17 protein-coding genes are annotated in these 15,185 nt (G+C 61.4%); 3 read left to right on the top strand and 14 right to left on the bottom strand.

Translation table 11 applies throughout. The annotated features are described in order from the left end of the window. Positions 1-30: 30 nt before the first annotated feature. From NKH98_RS01960 to NKH98_RS01940, 5 genes are all read right to left on the bottom strand, one after another. On the bottom strand, positions 31-501 hold the full coding sequence (locus NKH98_RS01960) for a DUF1801 domain-containing protein (RefSeq protein ID WP_352645170.1): 471 nt from the start codon (positions 499-501) through the stop codon (positions 31-33). Positions 502-505: 4 nt separating this feature from the next. Further along, entirely contained in the window at positions 506-736 is a 231-nt protein-coding gene (locus NKH98_RS01955) for a hypothetical protein (protein ID WP_352645168.1), read from the bottom strand. 86 nt (positions 737-822) lie between these two features. Further along, positions 823-1,215 carry a VOC family protein gene (locus NKH98_RS01950; RefSeq protein WP_352645166.1) on the bottom strand — a complete coding sequence of 131 codons (393 nt, stop codon included), beginning with the start codon at positions 1,213-1,215 and terminating at the stop codon, positions 823-825. Positions 1,216-1,289: 74 nt separating this feature from the next. Further along, on the bottom strand, positions 1,290-1,700 hold the full coding sequence (locus tag NKH98_RS01945; protein WP_352506828.1) for an SRPBCC family protein: 411 nt from the start codon (positions 1,698-1,700) through the stop codon (positions 1,290-1,292). Continuing rightward, on the bottom strand, positions 1,697-2,020 hold the full coding sequence (locus tag NKH98_RS01940; protein ID WP_254818851.1) for an ArsR/SmtB family transcription factor: 324 nt from the start codon (positions 2,018-2,020) through the stop codon (positions 1,697-1,699). The genes NKH98_RS01945 and NKH98_RS01940 overlap by 4 nt, the downstream gene beginning before the upstream one ends. Positions 2,021-2,213: 193 nt before the next feature. Here NKH98_RS01940 and NKH98_RS01935 point away from each other — a divergent pair, with 193 nt between their 5' ends. Both NKH98_RS01935 and NKH98_RS01930 read left to right on the top strand, forming a co-directional pair. Then, on the top strand, positions 2,214-2,456 hold the full coding sequence (locus NKH98_RS01935; RefSeq protein ID WP_352645164.1) for a type II toxin-antitoxin system Phd/YefM family antitoxin: 243 nt from the start codon (positions 2,214-2,216) through the stop codon (positions 2,454-2,456). Then, the gene (locus NKH98_RS01930) at positions 2,456-2,881 is read left to right on the top strand and encodes a type II toxin-antitoxin system VapC family toxin (RefSeq protein ID WP_352645162.1); all 426 of its coding nucleotides are present in this window, start codon (positions 2,456-2,458) and stop codon (positions 2,879-2,881) included. Before NKH98_RS01935 ends, NKH98_RS01930 begins: the two co-directional genes overlap by 1 nt. A 137-nt stretch (positions 2,882-3,018) precedes the next feature. Here the strand turns inward: NKH98_RS01930 and NKH98_RS01925 are convergent, their stop codons facing one another. The 9 genes from NKH98_RS01925 to NKH98_RS01885 form a co-directional block, all read right to left on the bottom strand. Beyond that, complete coding sequence (locus NKH98_RS01925; protein ID WP_352645160.1) at positions 3,019-4,275, bottom strand: RNA polymerase sigma factor; 1,257 nt, start codon at positions 4,273-4,275, stop codon at positions 3,019-3,021. Positions 4,276-4,360: 85 nt separating this feature from the next. Then, on the bottom strand, positions 4,361-4,762 hold the full coding sequence (locus NKH98_RS01920) for a YciI family protein (protein WP_352475767.1): 402 nt from the start codon (positions 4,760-4,762) through the stop codon (positions 4,361-4,363). Between the two features lie 265 nt (positions 4,763-5,027). Next, positions 5,028-5,810, bottom strand: a complete 783-nt coding sequence (locus NKH98_RS01915; RefSeq protein ID WP_352896268.1) for an ABC transporter ATP-binding protein — start codon at positions 5,808-5,810, stop codon at positions 5,028-5,030. Between the two features lie 10 nt (positions 5,811-5,820). Beyond that, positions 5,821-6,618: an ABC transporter permease gene (locus tag NKH98_RS01910; RefSeq protein ID WP_352896332.1), complete on the bottom strand. Its 798-nt coding sequence runs from the start codon at positions 6,616-6,618 to the stop codon at positions 5,821-5,823. Between the two features lie 97 nt (positions 6,619-6,715). After that, a complete protein-coding gene (locus NKH98_RS01905; RefSeq protein ID WP_502894184.1) occupies positions 6,716-7,717 on the bottom strand; it encodes an ABC transporter substrate-binding protein in 1,002 nt (333 codons plus the stop codon). A 224-nt stretch (positions 7,718-7,941) separates the two neighbouring features. Further along, positions 7,942-8,673: a histidine utilization transcriptional repressor HutC gene (hutC, locus tag NKH98_RS01900; protein ID WP_352896263.1), complete on the bottom strand. Its 732-nt coding sequence runs from the start codon at positions 8,671-8,673 to the stop codon at positions 7,942-7,944. Positions 8,674-8,703: 30 nt separating this feature from the next. Continuing rightward, entirely contained in the window at positions 8,704-9,726 is a 1,023-nt protein-coding gene (locus NKH98_RS01895; protein WP_352896260.1) for a zinc-dependent alcohol dehydrogenase, read from the bottom strand. Between the two features lie 15 nt (positions 9,727-9,741). Then, positions 9,742-11,064 carry a histidinol dehydrogenase gene (gene hisD / locus NKH98_RS01890; protein WP_352896258.1) on the bottom strand — a complete coding sequence of 441 codons (1,323 nt, stop codon included), beginning with the start codon at positions 11,062-11,064 and terminating at the stop codon, positions 9,742-9,744. 80 nt (positions 11,065-11,144) lie between these two features. Next, entirely contained in the window at positions 11,145-11,918 is a 774-nt protein-coding gene (locus tag NKH98_RS01885) for an SDR family NAD(P)-dependent oxidoreductase (protein WP_352896255.1), read from the bottom strand. Positions 11,919-12,116: 198 nt separating this feature from the next. On the opposite strand from NKH98_RS01885, the gene NKH98_RS01880 reads away from it, so the two are divergent. After that, a complete protein-coding gene (locus tag NKH98_RS01880) occupies positions 12,117-14,177 on the top strand; it encodes a N,N-dimethylformamidase beta subunit family domain-containing protein (RefSeq protein ID WP_352896252.1) in 2,061 nt (686 codons plus the stop codon). Positions 14,178-15,185 lie beyond the last annotated feature (1,008 nt).

Genomic DNA, 15,185 nt, shown 5'->3' with positions numbered 1-15,185 from the left:
CCGGATTTGCCGGGATGACTGGCATTCCACTCACATTCGCTCGCCTGGCAATTGGCTGGCTTGCTTTATCCAGTCGGCGAGTTGAGCTTCGTCGAGCAGGTCGTCCTCGTAGATATCGAGGTAGCGCACGTCCTTGTGCTTGGACTCACCGGGTGGGACGGGACGCAGCGACGCGCCGCGGAAGAAAGCCAGCTTGATGTACTTTGTGAAGCAATGGAAGTTGAGGAACCACCCCTGACCCTCTACGCCATAGAAGGGCGAGTTCCATTTGACGGCCTTGCGCACGTCAGGGACGTTGCGCACGATGAGCGCGTCGAGGCGACGCCCGACGTCGCGTTTCCAGCCCGGCATGGCCGCGATGTAGGCCTGCACAGGAGCGTCACCATCACCCTTCGTGATCTGCGGGTTGCCGCCTGCGAGGAGGACCGGCTTGGCGGCTGCAGGCTTGGCGGCGGACTTCTTCGCGACCGCCGATGACTTGATGGACGTCTTGTTGGCCATGCATTCACTCCAATGCGCCGGTGCCCCCCGCGCTGCGCCGCTTGGGCGCGTAAGGCAGCACGAACATGTACAGTCCGGTAAGCAGGAGCAAGCCGAGTGGAAACAGCGGCAACAGGTATACCCAGTAGGAGGGTTCCTTGCCTACTCCCAGGCTGATGAAGATGGCGGCGACGACCGCCGCAAAGATGATCGACAGCCAGCGGTGGATCTGCCGAACCCATTTGTTCCAATCCATTGAGACCTCCTCTGAAGACGAACCGAGCGGATCGGGCGGCCCGTTTGGCGGCTCCCGCCGGGCAGCCACGCCACTGAATGCGTGCCTTACCAGCGCGCCAGCTGTGTTATTTGAATGAGATTGCCGCAGTTGTCGTTCAGCTGGGCTATGATCGAGCCGGTTACTTCGGTCGGCAGCATGGTGAACTTGGCGCCGCGCGCTTTGATGCGCTCGTAGTCCCCCTTGACGTTATCGGTGAAGAACATGACCGCGGGCTGGCCCTGCTGGAAAATAGCTTGCTGGTAGGTCTTTGCAGCGGGGTTGTCATTGAGCGCGAGTTGCAGCTCGGCACCGTCCGGCTCGTCGGGTGATGCGACGGTCAGCCAGCGAAACGGCCCATTGCTGAAATCGGCCTTCTTGGTAAAGCCGAGCGTTTCGGTGTAGAAACCCAGAGCCTTTTCCTGGTCATCCACGTATACTTTGGTCAACTTGATCTTCATTGGCTTGCCTCCATTATCGTTCCGCCATCTGCCGCCCTGTAACAGAGCCCTTGCTTGAATAGCGCAGGCGGATCTCAGTCCGTTCGCGCAAGAACCTGCTCCAGATCGTCAAAGAACCTCGGCCAGCCGACTTTGGCACCCCGGAAGTAAGGCTGCTGATCCGGCCGGAAGCCCGACTGTTCCATACGCAAGCGGGCGCCGATGCTCGTGGGGGTAATCGTCCAGGAGACGACACTCTTGAGATCCTTGGTATCCCACGTGTAAGTCAGCGTTCTGTTAGGCTCGACCGTCTGGACCTGACATTCGACAGAGCCCCAGGCCGCGTGAAGGTTGAAACGGTGGTCCGCGACAGGTTTGAAGTCGTTTTTCATAAGCCACTCCTCGATCAAGTGTGGTTGCGTGAGCGCGCGCCAGATCTTCTCGGGCGGATAAGCGATTTCCCGTTCGACAATGACGGAGAGCGTTTCGGTCGCTATTTCGTTCACTGGTCCATCCTTTTGAGCAGGTCCTCGAGGTCGTCGAACCGGCTCTGCCAGAATCCGGTCATCTGGCTTGTCCAGTCGATCAGGGGAGCAAGCGCGGCGAGCTGCGCGCTATAATGGGTCTGCCGTCCCGCATGGCGGTCGCGCACCAGCCCCGCCTGCCGCAAAATCCCGAGATGTTTCGACACGGCCGGTTGCGAGATCCCGGCCTGAGCCGTCAGAGCGCCGACTGTCTGCTCTCCCTCGCGACACAGTCGCTCAAAAATAGCGCGCCGAGTCGGATCGGCAAGCGTTCTAAAAAGCACATCGTGAGCGTTTGGCATTGGGATAGATAACCCTTCGGCTATTGATCGATGCATAACCACCGGGATATGTGTGAGTCAAGCGGGAAGCGGCATAATTCTCGTTGCAGGAGCGGTCACCTGCTTCGCTCACGCAGCCAGTTGCTTATTCGCCGTGCACTGGAATTGTCACACGTGATGCGCTATATGACCATCTACATGGTCAGGAGCTGAGATGGACGCGGTCAATCTGGCGGACGCCAAGGCACATCTGAGTGAGCTCATCGACCGGGTCGAGGCTGGAGACTCGATCGACATAACCCGGCGTGGCAAGCCGGTCGCCAGGCTCACGGCCGTGGCCCGTCCTCGCAAACGGATCGACGCCGTCCTGCTCCAATCCCTGACCGCAACCATGCCTCTGCAGGCTCAGGCTGCCGCCGATCTGGTGCGATCGATGCGAGATGGCGATCGCTATTGATGTCCTATCTCGATACTTCGCTGATCGTCGCGGCGCTATCCAACGAAGCCATGACCGCGCGCGTTCAGGGCTGGCTGGCGGAGCAGGACCCAGCGCAACTTGTGATCAGCGACTGGACCATCACCGAGATGTCCTCCGCCATGGCGATCAAGCTTCGGACCGGACAGATCGACTTGGAGCAGCGCGCGGCTGCGCTCGCGATGTTCAATAAGCTGGTCGCTGAGAGCTTCACCGTGCTGCCGGTGGCGGGCGGGCATTTTCAGGTCGCCGCGAAATTCGCCGATCAGCATATGCTCGGGCTTCGTGCTGGCGACGCCCTGCACCTCGCGACGGCATCGGAGCATGGCGCCACAGTGTGGACCCTCGACCAGCGGCTCGCCGAGGCAGGACCGATTCTCGGCATACCGACGCAGTTGCTGGCATGATCAAGGGCTCTCCTCCAAATGAATATACCCAAGCTGCGGTGCGAGTTGATCAGGCTCATTGAAGGGAGCCGGCCGGGAGCGAACTGGCGGCTTTCGATGTTGCCCTGGCGGCGCGTCGGGCACGCAGAGCGATGCTGTCAACCACAAGCGTCTGCACGGGCGAGGAGAAAGGCCGCTTCGCGCGCGTTGCGGGTGAGCTTGGCCGCAGCCTCGAATTCGGCGCGGGCCTCGGCCAGCCGGCCGGCCCGAAACAGAAAATCGCCCCTCGCCGCCGGCAATGGCGCATAATTGCGCAAGGCGGCGGCGTCGGCAATCTCGTCCACCAGCCGCAGGCCCGCTTCAGGCCCGAAGGCCATGCTGTGGGCGACCGCTCGATTGAGATCGACCACCGGCGAGGGCATCACTGCTCGCAGCCGGTCGTAGAGCGCTGCGATGCGGGGCCAGTCGGTATCGGCCGGACTGCGCGCCCGCGCGTGACAGGCTGCAAGCGCGGCCTGCAACACATAGGGGCCATCGCCCCCGAGAGCTTCGGCACGGGCCAGCGCGTCAAGGCCCCGGCGGATCAGCAGTTGGTCCCAGCGTGCGCGGTTTTGCTCGGTCAGGGTCAAGAGGGCGCCGTCCGGCCCGATGCGTGCGGGCAGGCGCGATGCCTGGATTTCCATCAGAGCCAGCAGACCGAACACCTCGGCATCCTCGGCCATCAGACCCGCCAGCATGCGGCCCAGCCGTTGTGCCTCCAGGCACAGGCCCGGCCGGACAAGGTCGTCGCCGGCCGTGGCAGCATAGCCTTCATTGAAGATGAGGTAGATGACCTCCAGCACCGAGGAAAGACGCACTGCACGCTCGGCACCGCGCGGCACCTCGAAGCTAAGCCCCGCCTTTCCGATCGTCCTCTTCGCGCGGACGATGCGCTGGGCGATCGTCACCTCGCTCGACAGGAAAGCACGGGCGATCTCGTCCGTCGTCAGGCCGCCGATGACACGCAGCGTGAGCGCTGCGCGAGCGTCGGCCGAAAGTATCGGGTGGCAGGCTGTGAAGATGAGGCCCAGCAGCTCGTCGCCAAGATCGTCGTTCATGGCCATTTCGTTTCCCTCGGCCGTACGGTCGCACTCGCCGTCCAGCTCCCGGGCGATCTCCTCATGCTTGCGCTCGCGCATCTTGTCGCGACGGATCGCGTCGATGGCGCGGCGTTTGGCGACCGTCATCAGCCAAGCGCCGGGATTGGCCGGAACGCCGGTCCTGGACCATTCGGAGAGGGCTATGACCAGGGCGTCCTGCACCAGTTCCTCTGCAAGGTCGACATTGCGCACGAGGCGGGCCAGGCCCGCAATGAGCCGGGCCCGTTCAATGCGAAAAATCGCCTCGATCGCCTGGTGCGTCTCGCCTGCGGTCATGCCGCCTTGTCGGCCAAAGCCACAATGGAGGCAAGCAGGTTGCGGCCGACAGGTTCAGTTGCCGCTGCGCTTCTCGCGCGTCCGGTCACGGATTTCCGTGACCTCCGGCGTCAGATTCCCATTGCCAATCAGCCATCTCGTACAGCGGCCGGATTTCGATCTCGCTCGGTCCTGGCATGGGATTGGGGCAGCGCTTCACCCAGGCGACCGCCTCGTCCATGTCCTTGACTTCCCAGAGCCAAAAACCGGCGACCAGTTCGCGGGTCTCGGCGAAAGGCCCGTCGATGACCGTCCGGCGGGGACCATCGAACGCAACGCGCTTGCCCTGCGAGGAGGGCTTGAGGCCGTCGGCGTCGAGCAAGATGCCGGCATTGCGCAGCTCGTCGTTAAATCTGCCCATCGCCTCCATCGCCTCTTTCGCCTCGGGCGTCGGGAGAAAGCCCTTTTCGCTGTCCTCGGTAGCCTTCACGAGCACCATCACACGCATCGTCTGTCTCCTTGTTTGAGCCGGCCTCACCGACCGGCAGCGAAACGACGAACGGAGTTTAGGAAATCGACATTGTCCTGCAGATTTTTTTTCGAGCTTGAAGAGAAAGATGCCGATGGCTGCTCCACTGGTCAGGGGTCGCGATGGCGCGATATCGAGATTGGGCGCTACGCTGGTCGCGGATTGTAAGTAATTCTACGCTAAAGTCCTCCGCGTCCAGCCGCGTTGGTTCCGCTCTTGGACCCGACACGCATGAGTGGCCTGCCTAAACCATTTCGGGACGTTTAGAAGCCTCGCGGATCGCCTTGTGCACGCGGCGCTGCAAATCCATGAAGGCCGGAGTTTCCATGACCTCTTCCTGGCGCGGGCGCTCGATATCGACATTGAAGGTCTGCATGATGCGTCCCGGCCCGATCCCCATCACGACGATGCGGTCCGACAGGTAGACAGCTTCTTCCACATCATGGGTGACGAAGAGCACGGTGAGCCTGTGCTCCTCCCAGATCTGCGTCAGGAGTTCCTGCATCTGATGCCTGGTCAAGGCATCGAGCGCGCCAAAGGGCTCGTCCATCAGAAGCATTTTGGGTCGATAGGAAAGGGCACGCGCTATGGCCACGCGTTGCTTCATGCCGCCCGAAAGCTCAGACGGATAGCGATTGGCGCTATGAGGGAGCTTGACCAGATCGAGATGCTCGCGCGCTATCCTGCGGCAGGTCGCGCGGTCATGACCCGCGGCCTTGAGCGCGAACTCGATGTTCTGCTGCGCCGTCAGCCAGGGAAGCAGGGTGTAGGACTGAAAGACGACGCCGCGGTCGAGGCCCGGCTGCAGGATCGGCGCACCATCGATAGCAAGATCTCCCGCGTCGAAATCCTGCAGTCCGGCAACGATCGACAGCAGCGTGCTCTTGCCGCAACCCGACGTGCCCACCAGCGAGACGAACTCGTTGTCGGCAAGATCGAGATTGATATCGCGCAGCACTTCCGTGCGCCGCGCGCCCGTGCCGAAGCTTTTGTGGAGGCCTTCGATCCGCAGTTTGGGCAAACTCATCGGCCCGGCCTCATTGCACGTGGCCCTCCTGCCGGAACAGCACTTTTCCAAGTGCCTTCATGACTTGGTCGGTAATGAGGCCAAGCACGCCCAGCAGCAGGATGTAGCCGATGATGGTGTTTGTCTGGAAATAGCGCTGGGACACGGTGATGCGGTAGCCGAGGCCTGATGTCGCCGCGACAAGTTCCGCCAACACCAGCCAGGTCCATGCCCAGCCGAGACTTATGCGCAACGTATCCCAGATGCCTGGCAAGGCGCTGGGAACGACGATGCGCGTCAGGATCTTGCGATCCGGCAGGCCGAGCGTCCTGCCAAGGCCGATGAAATCAGCGGGAACCCGCTTCACATTGTCCATGATCATCAGCACCTGCTGGAAGAAGGTGCCTATGAAGATGATCAGGAATTTCTGGGCATCGCCCGTCCCCGACCACAGGATGGAGAGAGGCACGAAAGCGACCACCGGCATGTAGCGGATGAAATCCACAAGTGGCTCGATCGCCGCTTCCCAGGTTCTGAAGCTGCCGATCAGCACGCCGATCGGAATCGCCAATGCGGAGGCGATGAGAAAGCCAACAGAAATACGGTATATCGAGGTCCTGAGATCCAGCCACAGCGTGCCGTCACCCGAGAGCTTGCCGAGCTGGGTCACCACGCTTCCCGGCGACGGCAGGAAAATTGGCTTTACCAGTCCCAGCCCCGTTGCCGCCCACCAGGCGAGGCCGAGGCCGGCAAAGACGGCCACTGCTATCATCAGGAAGCGCGAGCGTGCGATGGGCGCGCCGCTCCCGGGGGGTAGGCGACGGCGCATCGGCTGTTTGATCGCCGGCCCCGGCGCTGCGTGAGACGGGCTTGGCTCGGTCGCACGCTGCTCGGACATTTGCGTCACCACCGCGAGCCGGCCCTCGTCATTTCGCGGCCTTGACGAATGACGGGTCGATCATCTGTTCCGGCGTCACGTCCGCCTGCAGCAGCCCGGCGTTCTTGGCGGCCGCCTCTACATCCGCAAATGTCTTGGTGGAGAACTCCCCGGTCAGCGCATCCTTGTTTTCGGCGAGAGTATAGTAACGCACGCCATCAAAGGCGGTGTTGAGGTCTTCGACGCTCGACCCGACCGCCTTGGAGATGATCGCCCGGCCGTCGGGCGTGTCGGCGTTGTAGGCCTTCAGGGCCGCATCCCAGGTCTTGATCATGGCAAGCACTTGGCCGGGACGCGACTTGATCACCTCGTCGCGCACCACGAATACGTCACTGATCAGGCCGGGATCTTCGCCCGCGGTGAAGAGCAGCTTGAGGTCTTTGTTCTGCGCTCTTGCCGCGGTCAGATAAGGCTCATAGGTGACTGCGACTGGAACCTGGCCGGCGATCAAGGCGCTGCCGGCATCCGCCGCCGGCATTGGAACCGGCTGGACATCGGCGATCGACATGCCGTTCTTGGCGAGCGCGTATTTGAGCAGGATGTCGCTCGTCGTGCCTTCCTCAAAAGCAACCTGTTTGCCCTTGAGGTCGGCGACGGTGGCGATGTCCTTGCCGGCGATCATGGCGTCTGCCGTCATGCTGACGTCGAGCAGAAGCACGATCTTCACCGGCAGGCCGGCCGCAACCATTCCCATAGCCGTGTGCGTCGCGATGTTGGCGGCATCGAGCTGGCCGCTCGCCAGGGCGGCGTTGATATCCTTGTCCTCCGCGAAGTTCACGATCTGCACGTCGGACAGCCCGCTTGCCTTGAACAGGCCCTTGGCCTCGGCGACGTGCCACTGGCCGTAGCCCAGCCATGGCTCGATGCCGATCTTGAACGTTCCTGCCTCAGGCGTCGCCGGAATTGTCGTGTCGGCCGCGTAGACCGCCGGGGCAAACCCGACAGCAGCAGCCATAACGAGCGCCCGAAATTGTCCTGCTAGATTACGCATCATCTTGTTCCCCTTGATGATCACGCCGCTTTTTTGAACCAAACTCCGGCCTGGTGAGAATGCCGGCGTCTGCTCTTGCGGCACCGTGCCTCGGCATCTTAGCTGCCCGTCCAACGAAAGTGCGACGACACTTCAACGTTAGCAATAGCGGATGTCAAGGCTAAATACATACATGCATATACAAGTTAGACCCCTCCTTCCGAGTCTGATTCGCTTCACTGCGATCAAGTTTTTTTAGACGGAGAATACCGGCTGCCAAGCGAGTAGCGGCTGCCAACGTAAGTCAGCTTGCTGATCGTGGCAACGATGGCGCCCGTCCATGTCCGGCGATGCAGAAACAGGCAGCAGCTGCCGACATCGATGCCCAGATGCCGCGCCGTCTCGGCATCGGCAGGGGTCGCCGAGATGATGTGCTCGACCTCCGTCACCGGGGTTTTCTGCATGAGGTAGTCGTAGGTTGCTGTCTTGGAAAAGTCCTGCTTGTCATAGTCGGGTATCAGGCCCGGGTTCACGAAACGCTCTTCCAGTTGCACAGGCAGGTCGTTCTCGAAGTTGACGACGATGGAATGATAGACCGGCGCGCGTTTTGCGAACTCGAAGGAAAGCGCGAGCTCCTTTGTCGGCGTGATCTTTTCGAGCACGATAACCTCGGAGCGATGCTTGTTTCCCCGCGCGACAATTTCCGCCGCGATGTTGTTGATCTCGATCAGTGCTGATTGCGGTCGAGGTGGCGCGATGAATGTGCCGACGCCCTGGAGCCGGATCAGAAAACCCGCAGAGGTCAACTCCCGCAAGGCACGATGGACCGTCATACGAGACACGCCGAGTGTCGCCACGAATTCATTTTCGGACGGCAGCTTCCGGTCCTTGCTCCATTGGCCCATTCCGATGTTCGTCAGGATGTAGTCCTTGACCTTCTCGTAAAGAGGGCTGGCGGTGTCGGGCAAAGTGATCATTTCAAAATCCTTTCCGGCCACGTTCGGAAATCACACGCGCCCGGAAGACCGCATCCGGATGATTGTTTTCAAACCATCGCCCTGCCCCGCCAACAGCTGCTCATAGGCTGCGGGAACATCATCCAGGCCGATCTCGCGGTCGATCAGTTCGACCATAGGCTCGGTCAATTCGCCGAGCATCCGAATGGCGTCGGGAAGCTCATCGGCAAAGGCGTGGCATCCCAGCAATGCGATTTCGCGTTCAACCAGGATGTTGGGATCGATGTCGAGGCGCCCATGGAATATGCCGACCATCGCAACGGTGCCACCGGCATCGAGAGCGCCGAGCAACTGGCTGAGTGCTGCGATGCTGCCGGTCGCTTCGACGGCAGCAAGCAGGGGGGCATCCGCGGTGGCGGCGGCAACGGCGTCCCGGTTCAAGTCGACGATGCTGGCACCGGTCACCCGCGCCACCCGGGCGCATCGGCCAGGGTTGCGATCGGCGACGAGCACGGTACCTGCGAATGTCCGGGAAAGCAGCAGTGCGGCAAGCCCGCCAATAGTCCCGCAGCCGACCACAAGAACGGAGCCGGCCGTTTTCGGCAGACGCCGCACTGCGTGCAACGCTACAGCCAGCGGCTCGGCCATCGCAGCGACCCGTTCGTCAAGCGCGGCATCGACGACGTGCAGCAGGCGTGCGGGCAGGACCGCCTGTTCGGCAAATCCGCCGTCGCATATCTCGCCGACAAAGCCCAGCGACGTGCAAAGATGCCGCCTGCCTGCATGGCATTGCGCGCATTCTCCACACCAGAAACGGGAATCGGCGACCACGCGGTCGCCAACAGCGACGATGTCCACGCCCTCGCCGATAGCGATCACCGTGCCTGTCAGCTCATGGCCAGCCGTCGAGGGCGCCCGGCTTATCCATTGGCCCGTGCGAAAGTTGTGAAGATCGGAACCGCAAATGCCTGCGGCATCGACCCTCAGCTTCACCCAGCCTGGCTCGGGAGCGCCTGGCGCGGCGATATCCTCGACGCGCAGGTCGCCGGGTCCATGGAGTCGCGCCGCCCTCATCGTCATCGTTTCCGCTCAGCCGGCGAGATAGCGATCGCGGATCTCCGAAACCGCGTTCTCATGCGAGCTGAACCCTTCGTAGCGGGCGAGCCTGCGGGCATGCAACGCGAGTTCCGGATAGGCCGCCGAGGTCACATAGCCGACCGACGATCTCTTGACGAAATCCGCCACCGAAAGCGGTCCAAAGGTTCGCGCCCACCGGCTGGTCGGCAGCACCGCATTGGGTCCCAGGACGAAGTTAGCGAGGGTCACCGGCGTGTGCGGTCCCATGAGGATCTCGGCGGCTTCTGTGATACGTCCAAGATGCGCAAATGGGTCCGTTGACAGAATCTCGAGGTGCTCCGGGGCATAATCGTTGATGAAACGGTAGCTGTCCTCCAGCGACTCGGTCAGCACGATGCCGCCGCGCTTTCCAGTCAGCACCGCGCGCGAGAACTCCACACGCTGTTCGCTCATTCGGGACCAGTGTTCCGGTATCGCAATCAACGCGGCTTCGGCGACCTTGCGGCTATGCGTCACCAGATAGGCCGACGAATCCGGGCCGTGCTCGGCCTCTATCAACAGGTCAAGAGCGGCCAGGCCGCCGTCGACGCTGTCATCGGCAAAGATGATCGCTTCGGACGGGCCGGCAGGCAGGCCTGTGTTGATGATCGGGGACAACACGCTCTTTGCCGCCACCACCCACGGGCTCCCCGGCCCGACGATCTTCACGGCAGGCTTCACGGTCTCGGTTCCATAGGCGACGGCGGCGACCGCATGGGCGCCGCCGCACTTGTACACGGTCTCCACGCCGGCAATGCGGGCAGCAACCAGCGTCGCGGCGTCGACGGAACCATCCGAAGTCGCAGGCGTCACGATCGCGATCTGGGGGACCCCGGCAATCACCGCCGGAACCGAGGTCATCATCGTCACCGAGGGGAAGGCGCCTTTGCCGCGCGGAACATAAAGCGCAACGGAAGCAATAGGTGTGTATCGGTCACCCGCATAGGCGCCCGGCCGAACTTCCTTGAGCCACATCGTTTCCGGGCGCTGCTCCTCGTGGAAATGCCTTATGTTCTCAATGCCGAACCGGATACTCTCCACGACATCCTTGTCGACCTTGTCGAATGACGCGTCGAACTCCGCTTCCGAAACTTTCAGCCCACCGTCGGCAACATCGGCTTTGTCGAGTTCGCGCGCAAACCGGAGCAAGGCCGTGTCACCTTCATCCTTGACGGCCTTGATGATTGGACCGACCTTTTCGATGAAGGAAGACAGATCTCCTTCTGCGCGTTCCAGTAAACTGGACCGCTGATCGACACTGAGGGAGGACAGGCGGTGGAAGCTGACGTCAGACATGGCGGCTCCTTTTCTTAGGACGCAATTACGGTTAGCGCTTGTCGATCACTTCTGGGACACATCTCCAGCCCCTGAAGCCTTCAAATCGATGCGAGAAAGCCTCCATCTACGGGAATGGACTGGCCGGTTATGTAGGCTGCCGCATCCGAAGCGAGGAACACCGCGATTCCGTGCAGGTCCGAGAGATCACCAAAACGGCGCTGCGGAATCTTGGCGAGCATCGATTGCTGCCATGCCTGGTTGCTGTAGAACACGTCTGTCATCGCTGTCCTGAAATAGCCAGGCGCAATGGCGTTGACCCGGATCCCAAGATCGGCCCACTCCGCCGCAAGCGCCCGCGTCATGCCGAGGAGGCCTGATTTCGACGAGCCGTACGGCACCGCCGTGGGAACCCCAACCTCGGAGGTCAACGAACAGAGATTGATAATGACGCCGGGCCGTCCGGCGTCTCTCATCTGCCGCGCAGCGGCCTGGGCGCAGAAGAAGGCGCCTTTGAGATTCGTATTGACAATCCTGTCCCACAAGGCCTCGTCGACATCGAGTGAAGGCCGGATCTCTTCCGTACCTGCATTGTTGACGAGAATATCGAGACCTCCGAGCAGGCTGCCGGCCTCGGCTGTCGCCGTCCGGCACCGGTCGACGTCAGTGACGTCCAGGGCGACGGCGTGCGCGACCCCGCCGGCGGTGCGGATGGCGGCTATCGTCTTCTCGAGCGAGGCCACACTGCGCGCCGTGACGGCGACGTCGGCGCCGGCCGCGCTGAGCGCCTCGGCGATGCTGCGCCCGATGCCACGGCTTGCGCCGGTTACAAGCGCCTTCCTGCCTGACAGATCGAAGAGAGATGCGTTGCGCATGTCATCCTCCTTGGTAATGTCGCGCTTGGACCGATCGCGTCGAGACTATCCGAATGCAGCTTATCTATACAAGCATGTACATCATGGCTGTAGTGCGCCATGCGAAACTCTGCTTGTCAGAGCGGCAGCGCATTGGCCGACATCGGACCGGTCTACGCGGTTCGCCCCAGCCCATCTGGAGTTCATCGGGAGGGATATATGAAGCGCGCAGTAGACCACGACGCGATGAGCGTGGTTGGCTATACCACCCCCTGGAGTGCCAAAGCAGGCCAGCGGATCAAGCTCAGCCTGTCATGCGATCGGCCGATAAAGGCCACACGAATTTGCCGGCTCGACAAGCCGGCTCCGGAATTTCTCACCTGGGCCATCGAAACAATAGGTGAAGCACGGCGTCGGCATTTCGACCAGGGGTCGTTCCTGTTCGTGCGGCCCGGCGAACTGGCCAAAGTACAAGCCCTCCACGGCATACGTTTTGAGCTGTTCCTCACGCGCAACGAAGGTGCGCGCACGATCCTGGAGGCAGGCGCCCTCGGGCTGCGCCTCCGCGACGGCGCATTCGTCGTGGAAATCGGTGACGAAACCCTTGTCGAGAAGAAGGCGCCAACCGGTGTGTGGCTCACTGTCGAGTTGGATCTGCGGCAGGAACAATCGCGTCTGCGCATCAAATCCCATGATCTTCTCGCGCCTTACGAACTCTGTGAAGGTTTTGGCAGCCCTGCGCGGAATCTCCAAGGGCACGGCATCCATTTCGGCGCAAGTGCTACCAACCACGAACCTACCCTCAACGCGAAATTTGCTGCGATCCGGTTCGACACGCCACAGGGGACTGTTGCCTGGGATTTCCCGACGCTGTTACCAACGCAACCGATCCTGTCGTCTGGCGGAGCAGATCCGCTGCTCCTGGATGTGATCAATCAGCCAGCCTTCTGCGTGACTTCGGCACGCTGGGACGGATCGAGCTTCGAGCCTCGCTTGGTGCCGTCGCACTACGACGCTATCCATTGCCACGACGACGACATCGGCCCGCTTGAGTGGCCGGCATCGCACCGCGTGACGATCCCTGAAAACGCACACCCAGGCGTCTACGCGTTCCAGGTCGAATGGGAGGGTGGCTACGAACGCGTGGTGTTCTTCGTCACCTCGTCACAGGTCTCGTCGCCGCTGTTGTATCTCGTGCCGACGGCCACCTATCTCGCTTATGCCGACGAATATCTCCCGGATCATCTTTATGAATGGAAAGGCGACGACCGGGGACATCGCTTCGCGATCGCCAACAATCTGAAATCTCTTTACGACTACCATTCCGACCTCAGCGGTGTTTCCATCTGTTCCTACAAAAAGCCGAAAGTGACGCTTAGGGACGACTACGATTATCCGCTCTGCGGCTGCCCACACAATTTGCCGGTCGATCTGCACTTCCTCCGATTCTGCCACGGAAATGGAATCATGTTTGACGTCCTGACCGATCACGACTTGCACGAATGCGGCATAGACGGTCTGCGTCGACATCAAGCCGTCGTCACCGGCAGTCACCCCGAATATATGTCGATCGAGATGGAGCAGGCGCTGCGGCAGTTTGTGGCCGAAGGCGGCAGCATCGCCTATCTCGGCGGAAACGGCTTCGCTGCCACTGTGGCCTTCAAGGACGACCTGATGGAGCTGCGGCGCTCGCCGCTGGAGGCAGGCCGCACCTGGGATGGCCCGGTCGCCGAACAGGCGCTGTCGATCACCAACGAACCAGGCGGCTATCTCCGCTCCCGCGGCCGAGGCGAATTCTCGCTGATCGGTGGCGCGATCTCACTGATGGGATTCGAAGGCGCGCGCCCCTTCACGCGCACTGAGGAAAGCCGTGAAGCAGGATGCGCATGGCTGTTCGAAGGCGTTGAAAATGCGACCTTCGGCACGGACGGCATCGTGCTGGGCGGTGCCGCGGGCTACGAAGTGGATGCGACAGATCCAGCCCTCGGCACTTCCGCTGACACCGTCGTGGTCGCGCGGGCGACGGGATTTCCGGACAGCTTCTTCCAGGATCCGACGCGCTGGTATGAGGGCGGCGATACGCAACGCACCGCCCGCCGCTGCGCCGAAATGACCCTGCGAAAGCTCGCAGCAGGCGGCTTGATCTTTTCGGCAAGCTCGGTTGCCTGGTGCGGCGCGCTGCCAGCCGCAGGCGCCATGAACGATGTCGGCAGGATCACGCTCAATCTGCTTAACCGCCTCGGCACCACGAAAGAAGAACCCGGCCGAGAAAATCAATAACCTTCGGCGAAGGTACTGACCAGCGGACTGCGGGACCTCGAGGAGCGCGGCGTCCCCGATAGCGGGCGGGCATTTAGAGAGTGGTACTGCGCAGTGACTTGGGCCCTCCAAGAGTCTAAGCAGCCAGCATGCTTCTGACAGCACGAAGGAAAAACCGCTGCATACCCCGCTTTCTTGCCGTCTACACCATGAAGCCCGAAGACCTCGCTCGCTTTCGCAGCCTGCCTAAGCCGAGCAGGATGCGATTGATGCCGTCGGCTTGCAGCAATGGGCGGACTGGGAGGAGAGAAATGCCGCATTTTTTCCCCGATCGCGGCGACGTCAACGCCGTCAAAAAACTATGCTCTTGATTTTAAATCCTGAAATCGCCGCAAAAAATTTTGAGGTTTCGCCAACTGTCGGGACCAATCGAGCGGTTTTTGCACCTCGCGACGTTCGATGGCCCGCTCAGGTCGTCTCAAAAAGTATTGTCACCGCCCCAGCTAAGGCATTAGCCAGAGGCCATAGCGATTGACAAGCAACCGGTGTTGCACACACCCCGCTGCGGGCGGTGCGTTGTGAGCGCTGGCATCCACTCGATTCCTGGCGAAATTCAGGCTAGCTTGGGCGATAGATGGCTCAGTTCTGGTCGGTGAATCATAATCAGACCGCTCGTCAAGAGATTGATGGGCAGCACCTTTGGTCTCCCAAGACCGAGAGCGATGGCGCGCGAAACGAGTTCTGCAACAACATGTGCCGTGCGACGCCCGGCGACCCTGTCCTTTCGTATACCGATCAAGCAATTGACTATATGGGCAGGATCGCGGAATCGCTTTCACCGCTCCGAAACCATCGAGTTCGGAGAGACCGGAGCTTATTGGAATCAAGAGGGATGACTTCTGCCGATCTTTTGGACACCGCTTTCCCCTTCGATTCATCCCAAAACAACAACGGGGAGTCTCGGCCCGCTCCCGCCGAGGCGATATTCGCCACTCCATCCAGTTTCGGGCTCAGGCAATCAGAAAGCCC

It is taken from the genome of Mesorhizobium sp. M0833 (genome assembly GCF_040319905.1).
Lineage (GTDB): Bacteria > Pseudomonadota > Alphaproteobacteria > Rhizobiales > Rhizobiaceae > Mesorhizobium.
Note: the sequence above shows the minus strand (reverse complement) of the source record. Positions and strands in the feature narration are given on the sequence as shown.

What these genes read in the sequence shown, in the direction of transcription:
- NKH98_RS01960 (WP_352645170.1), bottom strand. Translation starts at nt 501, where the DNA reads ATGGCCAACAAGACGTCCATCAAGTCATCGGCGGTCGCGAAGAAGTCC.
- NKH98_RS01955 (WP_352645168.1), bottom strand. Translation starts at nt 736, where the DNA reads ATGGATTGGAACAAATGGGTTCGGCAGATCCACCGCTGGCTGTCGATC.
- NKH98_RS01950 (WP_352645166.1), bottom strand. Translation starts at nt 1,215, where the DNA reads ATGAAGATCAAGTTGACCAAAGTATACGTGGATGACCAGGAAAAGGCT.
- NKH98_RS01940 (WP_254818851.1), bottom strand. Translation starts at nt 2,020, where the DNA reads ATGCCAAACGCTCACGATGTGCTTTTTAGAACGCTTGCCGATCCGACT.
- NKH98_RS01935 (WP_352645164.1), top strand. Translation starts at nt 2,214, where the DNA reads ATGGACGCGGTCAATCTGGCGGACGCCAAGGCACATCTGAGTGAGCTC.
- NKH98_RS01930 (WP_352645162.1), top strand. Translation starts at nt 2,456, where the DNA reads ATGTCCTATCTCGATACTTCGCTGATCGTCGCGGCGCTATCCAACGAA.
- NKH98_RS01925 (WP_352645160.1), bottom strand. Translation starts at nt 4,275, where the DNA reads ATGACCGCAGGCGAGACGCACCAGGCGATCGAGGCGATTTTTCGCATT.
- NKH98_RS01920 (WP_352475767.1), bottom strand. Translation starts at nt 4,762, where the DNA reads ATGCGTGTGATGGTGCTCGTGAAGGCTACCGAGGACAGCGAAAAGGGC.
- NKH98_RS01915 (WP_352896268.1), bottom strand. Translation starts at nt 5,810, where the DNA reads ATGAGTTTGCCCAAACTGCGGATCGAAGGCCTCCACAAAAGCTTCGGC.
- NKH98_RS01910 (WP_352896332.1), bottom strand. Translation starts at nt 6,618, where the DNA reads ATGCGCCGTCGCCTACCCCCCGGGAGCGGCGCGCCCATCGCACGCTCG.
- NKH98_RS01905 (WP_502894184.1), bottom strand. Translation starts at nt 7,717, where the DNA reads ATGCGTAATCTAGCAGGACAATTTCGGGCGCTCGTTATGGCTGCTGCT.
- hutC (WP_352896263.1), bottom strand. Translation starts at nt 8,673, where the DNA reads ATGATCACTTTGCCCGACACCGCCAGCCCTCTTTACGAGAAGGTCAAG.
- NKH98_RS01895 (WP_352896260.1), bottom strand. Translation starts at nt 9,726, where the DNA reads ATGAGGGCGGCGCGACTCCATGGACCCGGCGACCTGCGCGTCGAGGAT.
- hisD (WP_352896258.1), bottom strand. Translation starts at nt 11,064, where the DNA reads ATGTCTGACGTCAGCTTCCACCGCCTGTCCTCCCTCAGTGTCGATCAG.
- NKH98_RS01885 (WP_352896255.1), bottom strand. Translation starts at nt 11,918, where the DNA reads ATGCGCAACGCATCTCTCTTCGATCTGTCAGGCAGGAAGGCGCTTGTA.
- NKH98_RS01880 (WP_352896252.1), top strand. Translation starts at nt 12,117, where the DNA reads ATGAAGCGCGCAGTAGACCACGACGCGATGAGCGTGGTTGGCTATACC.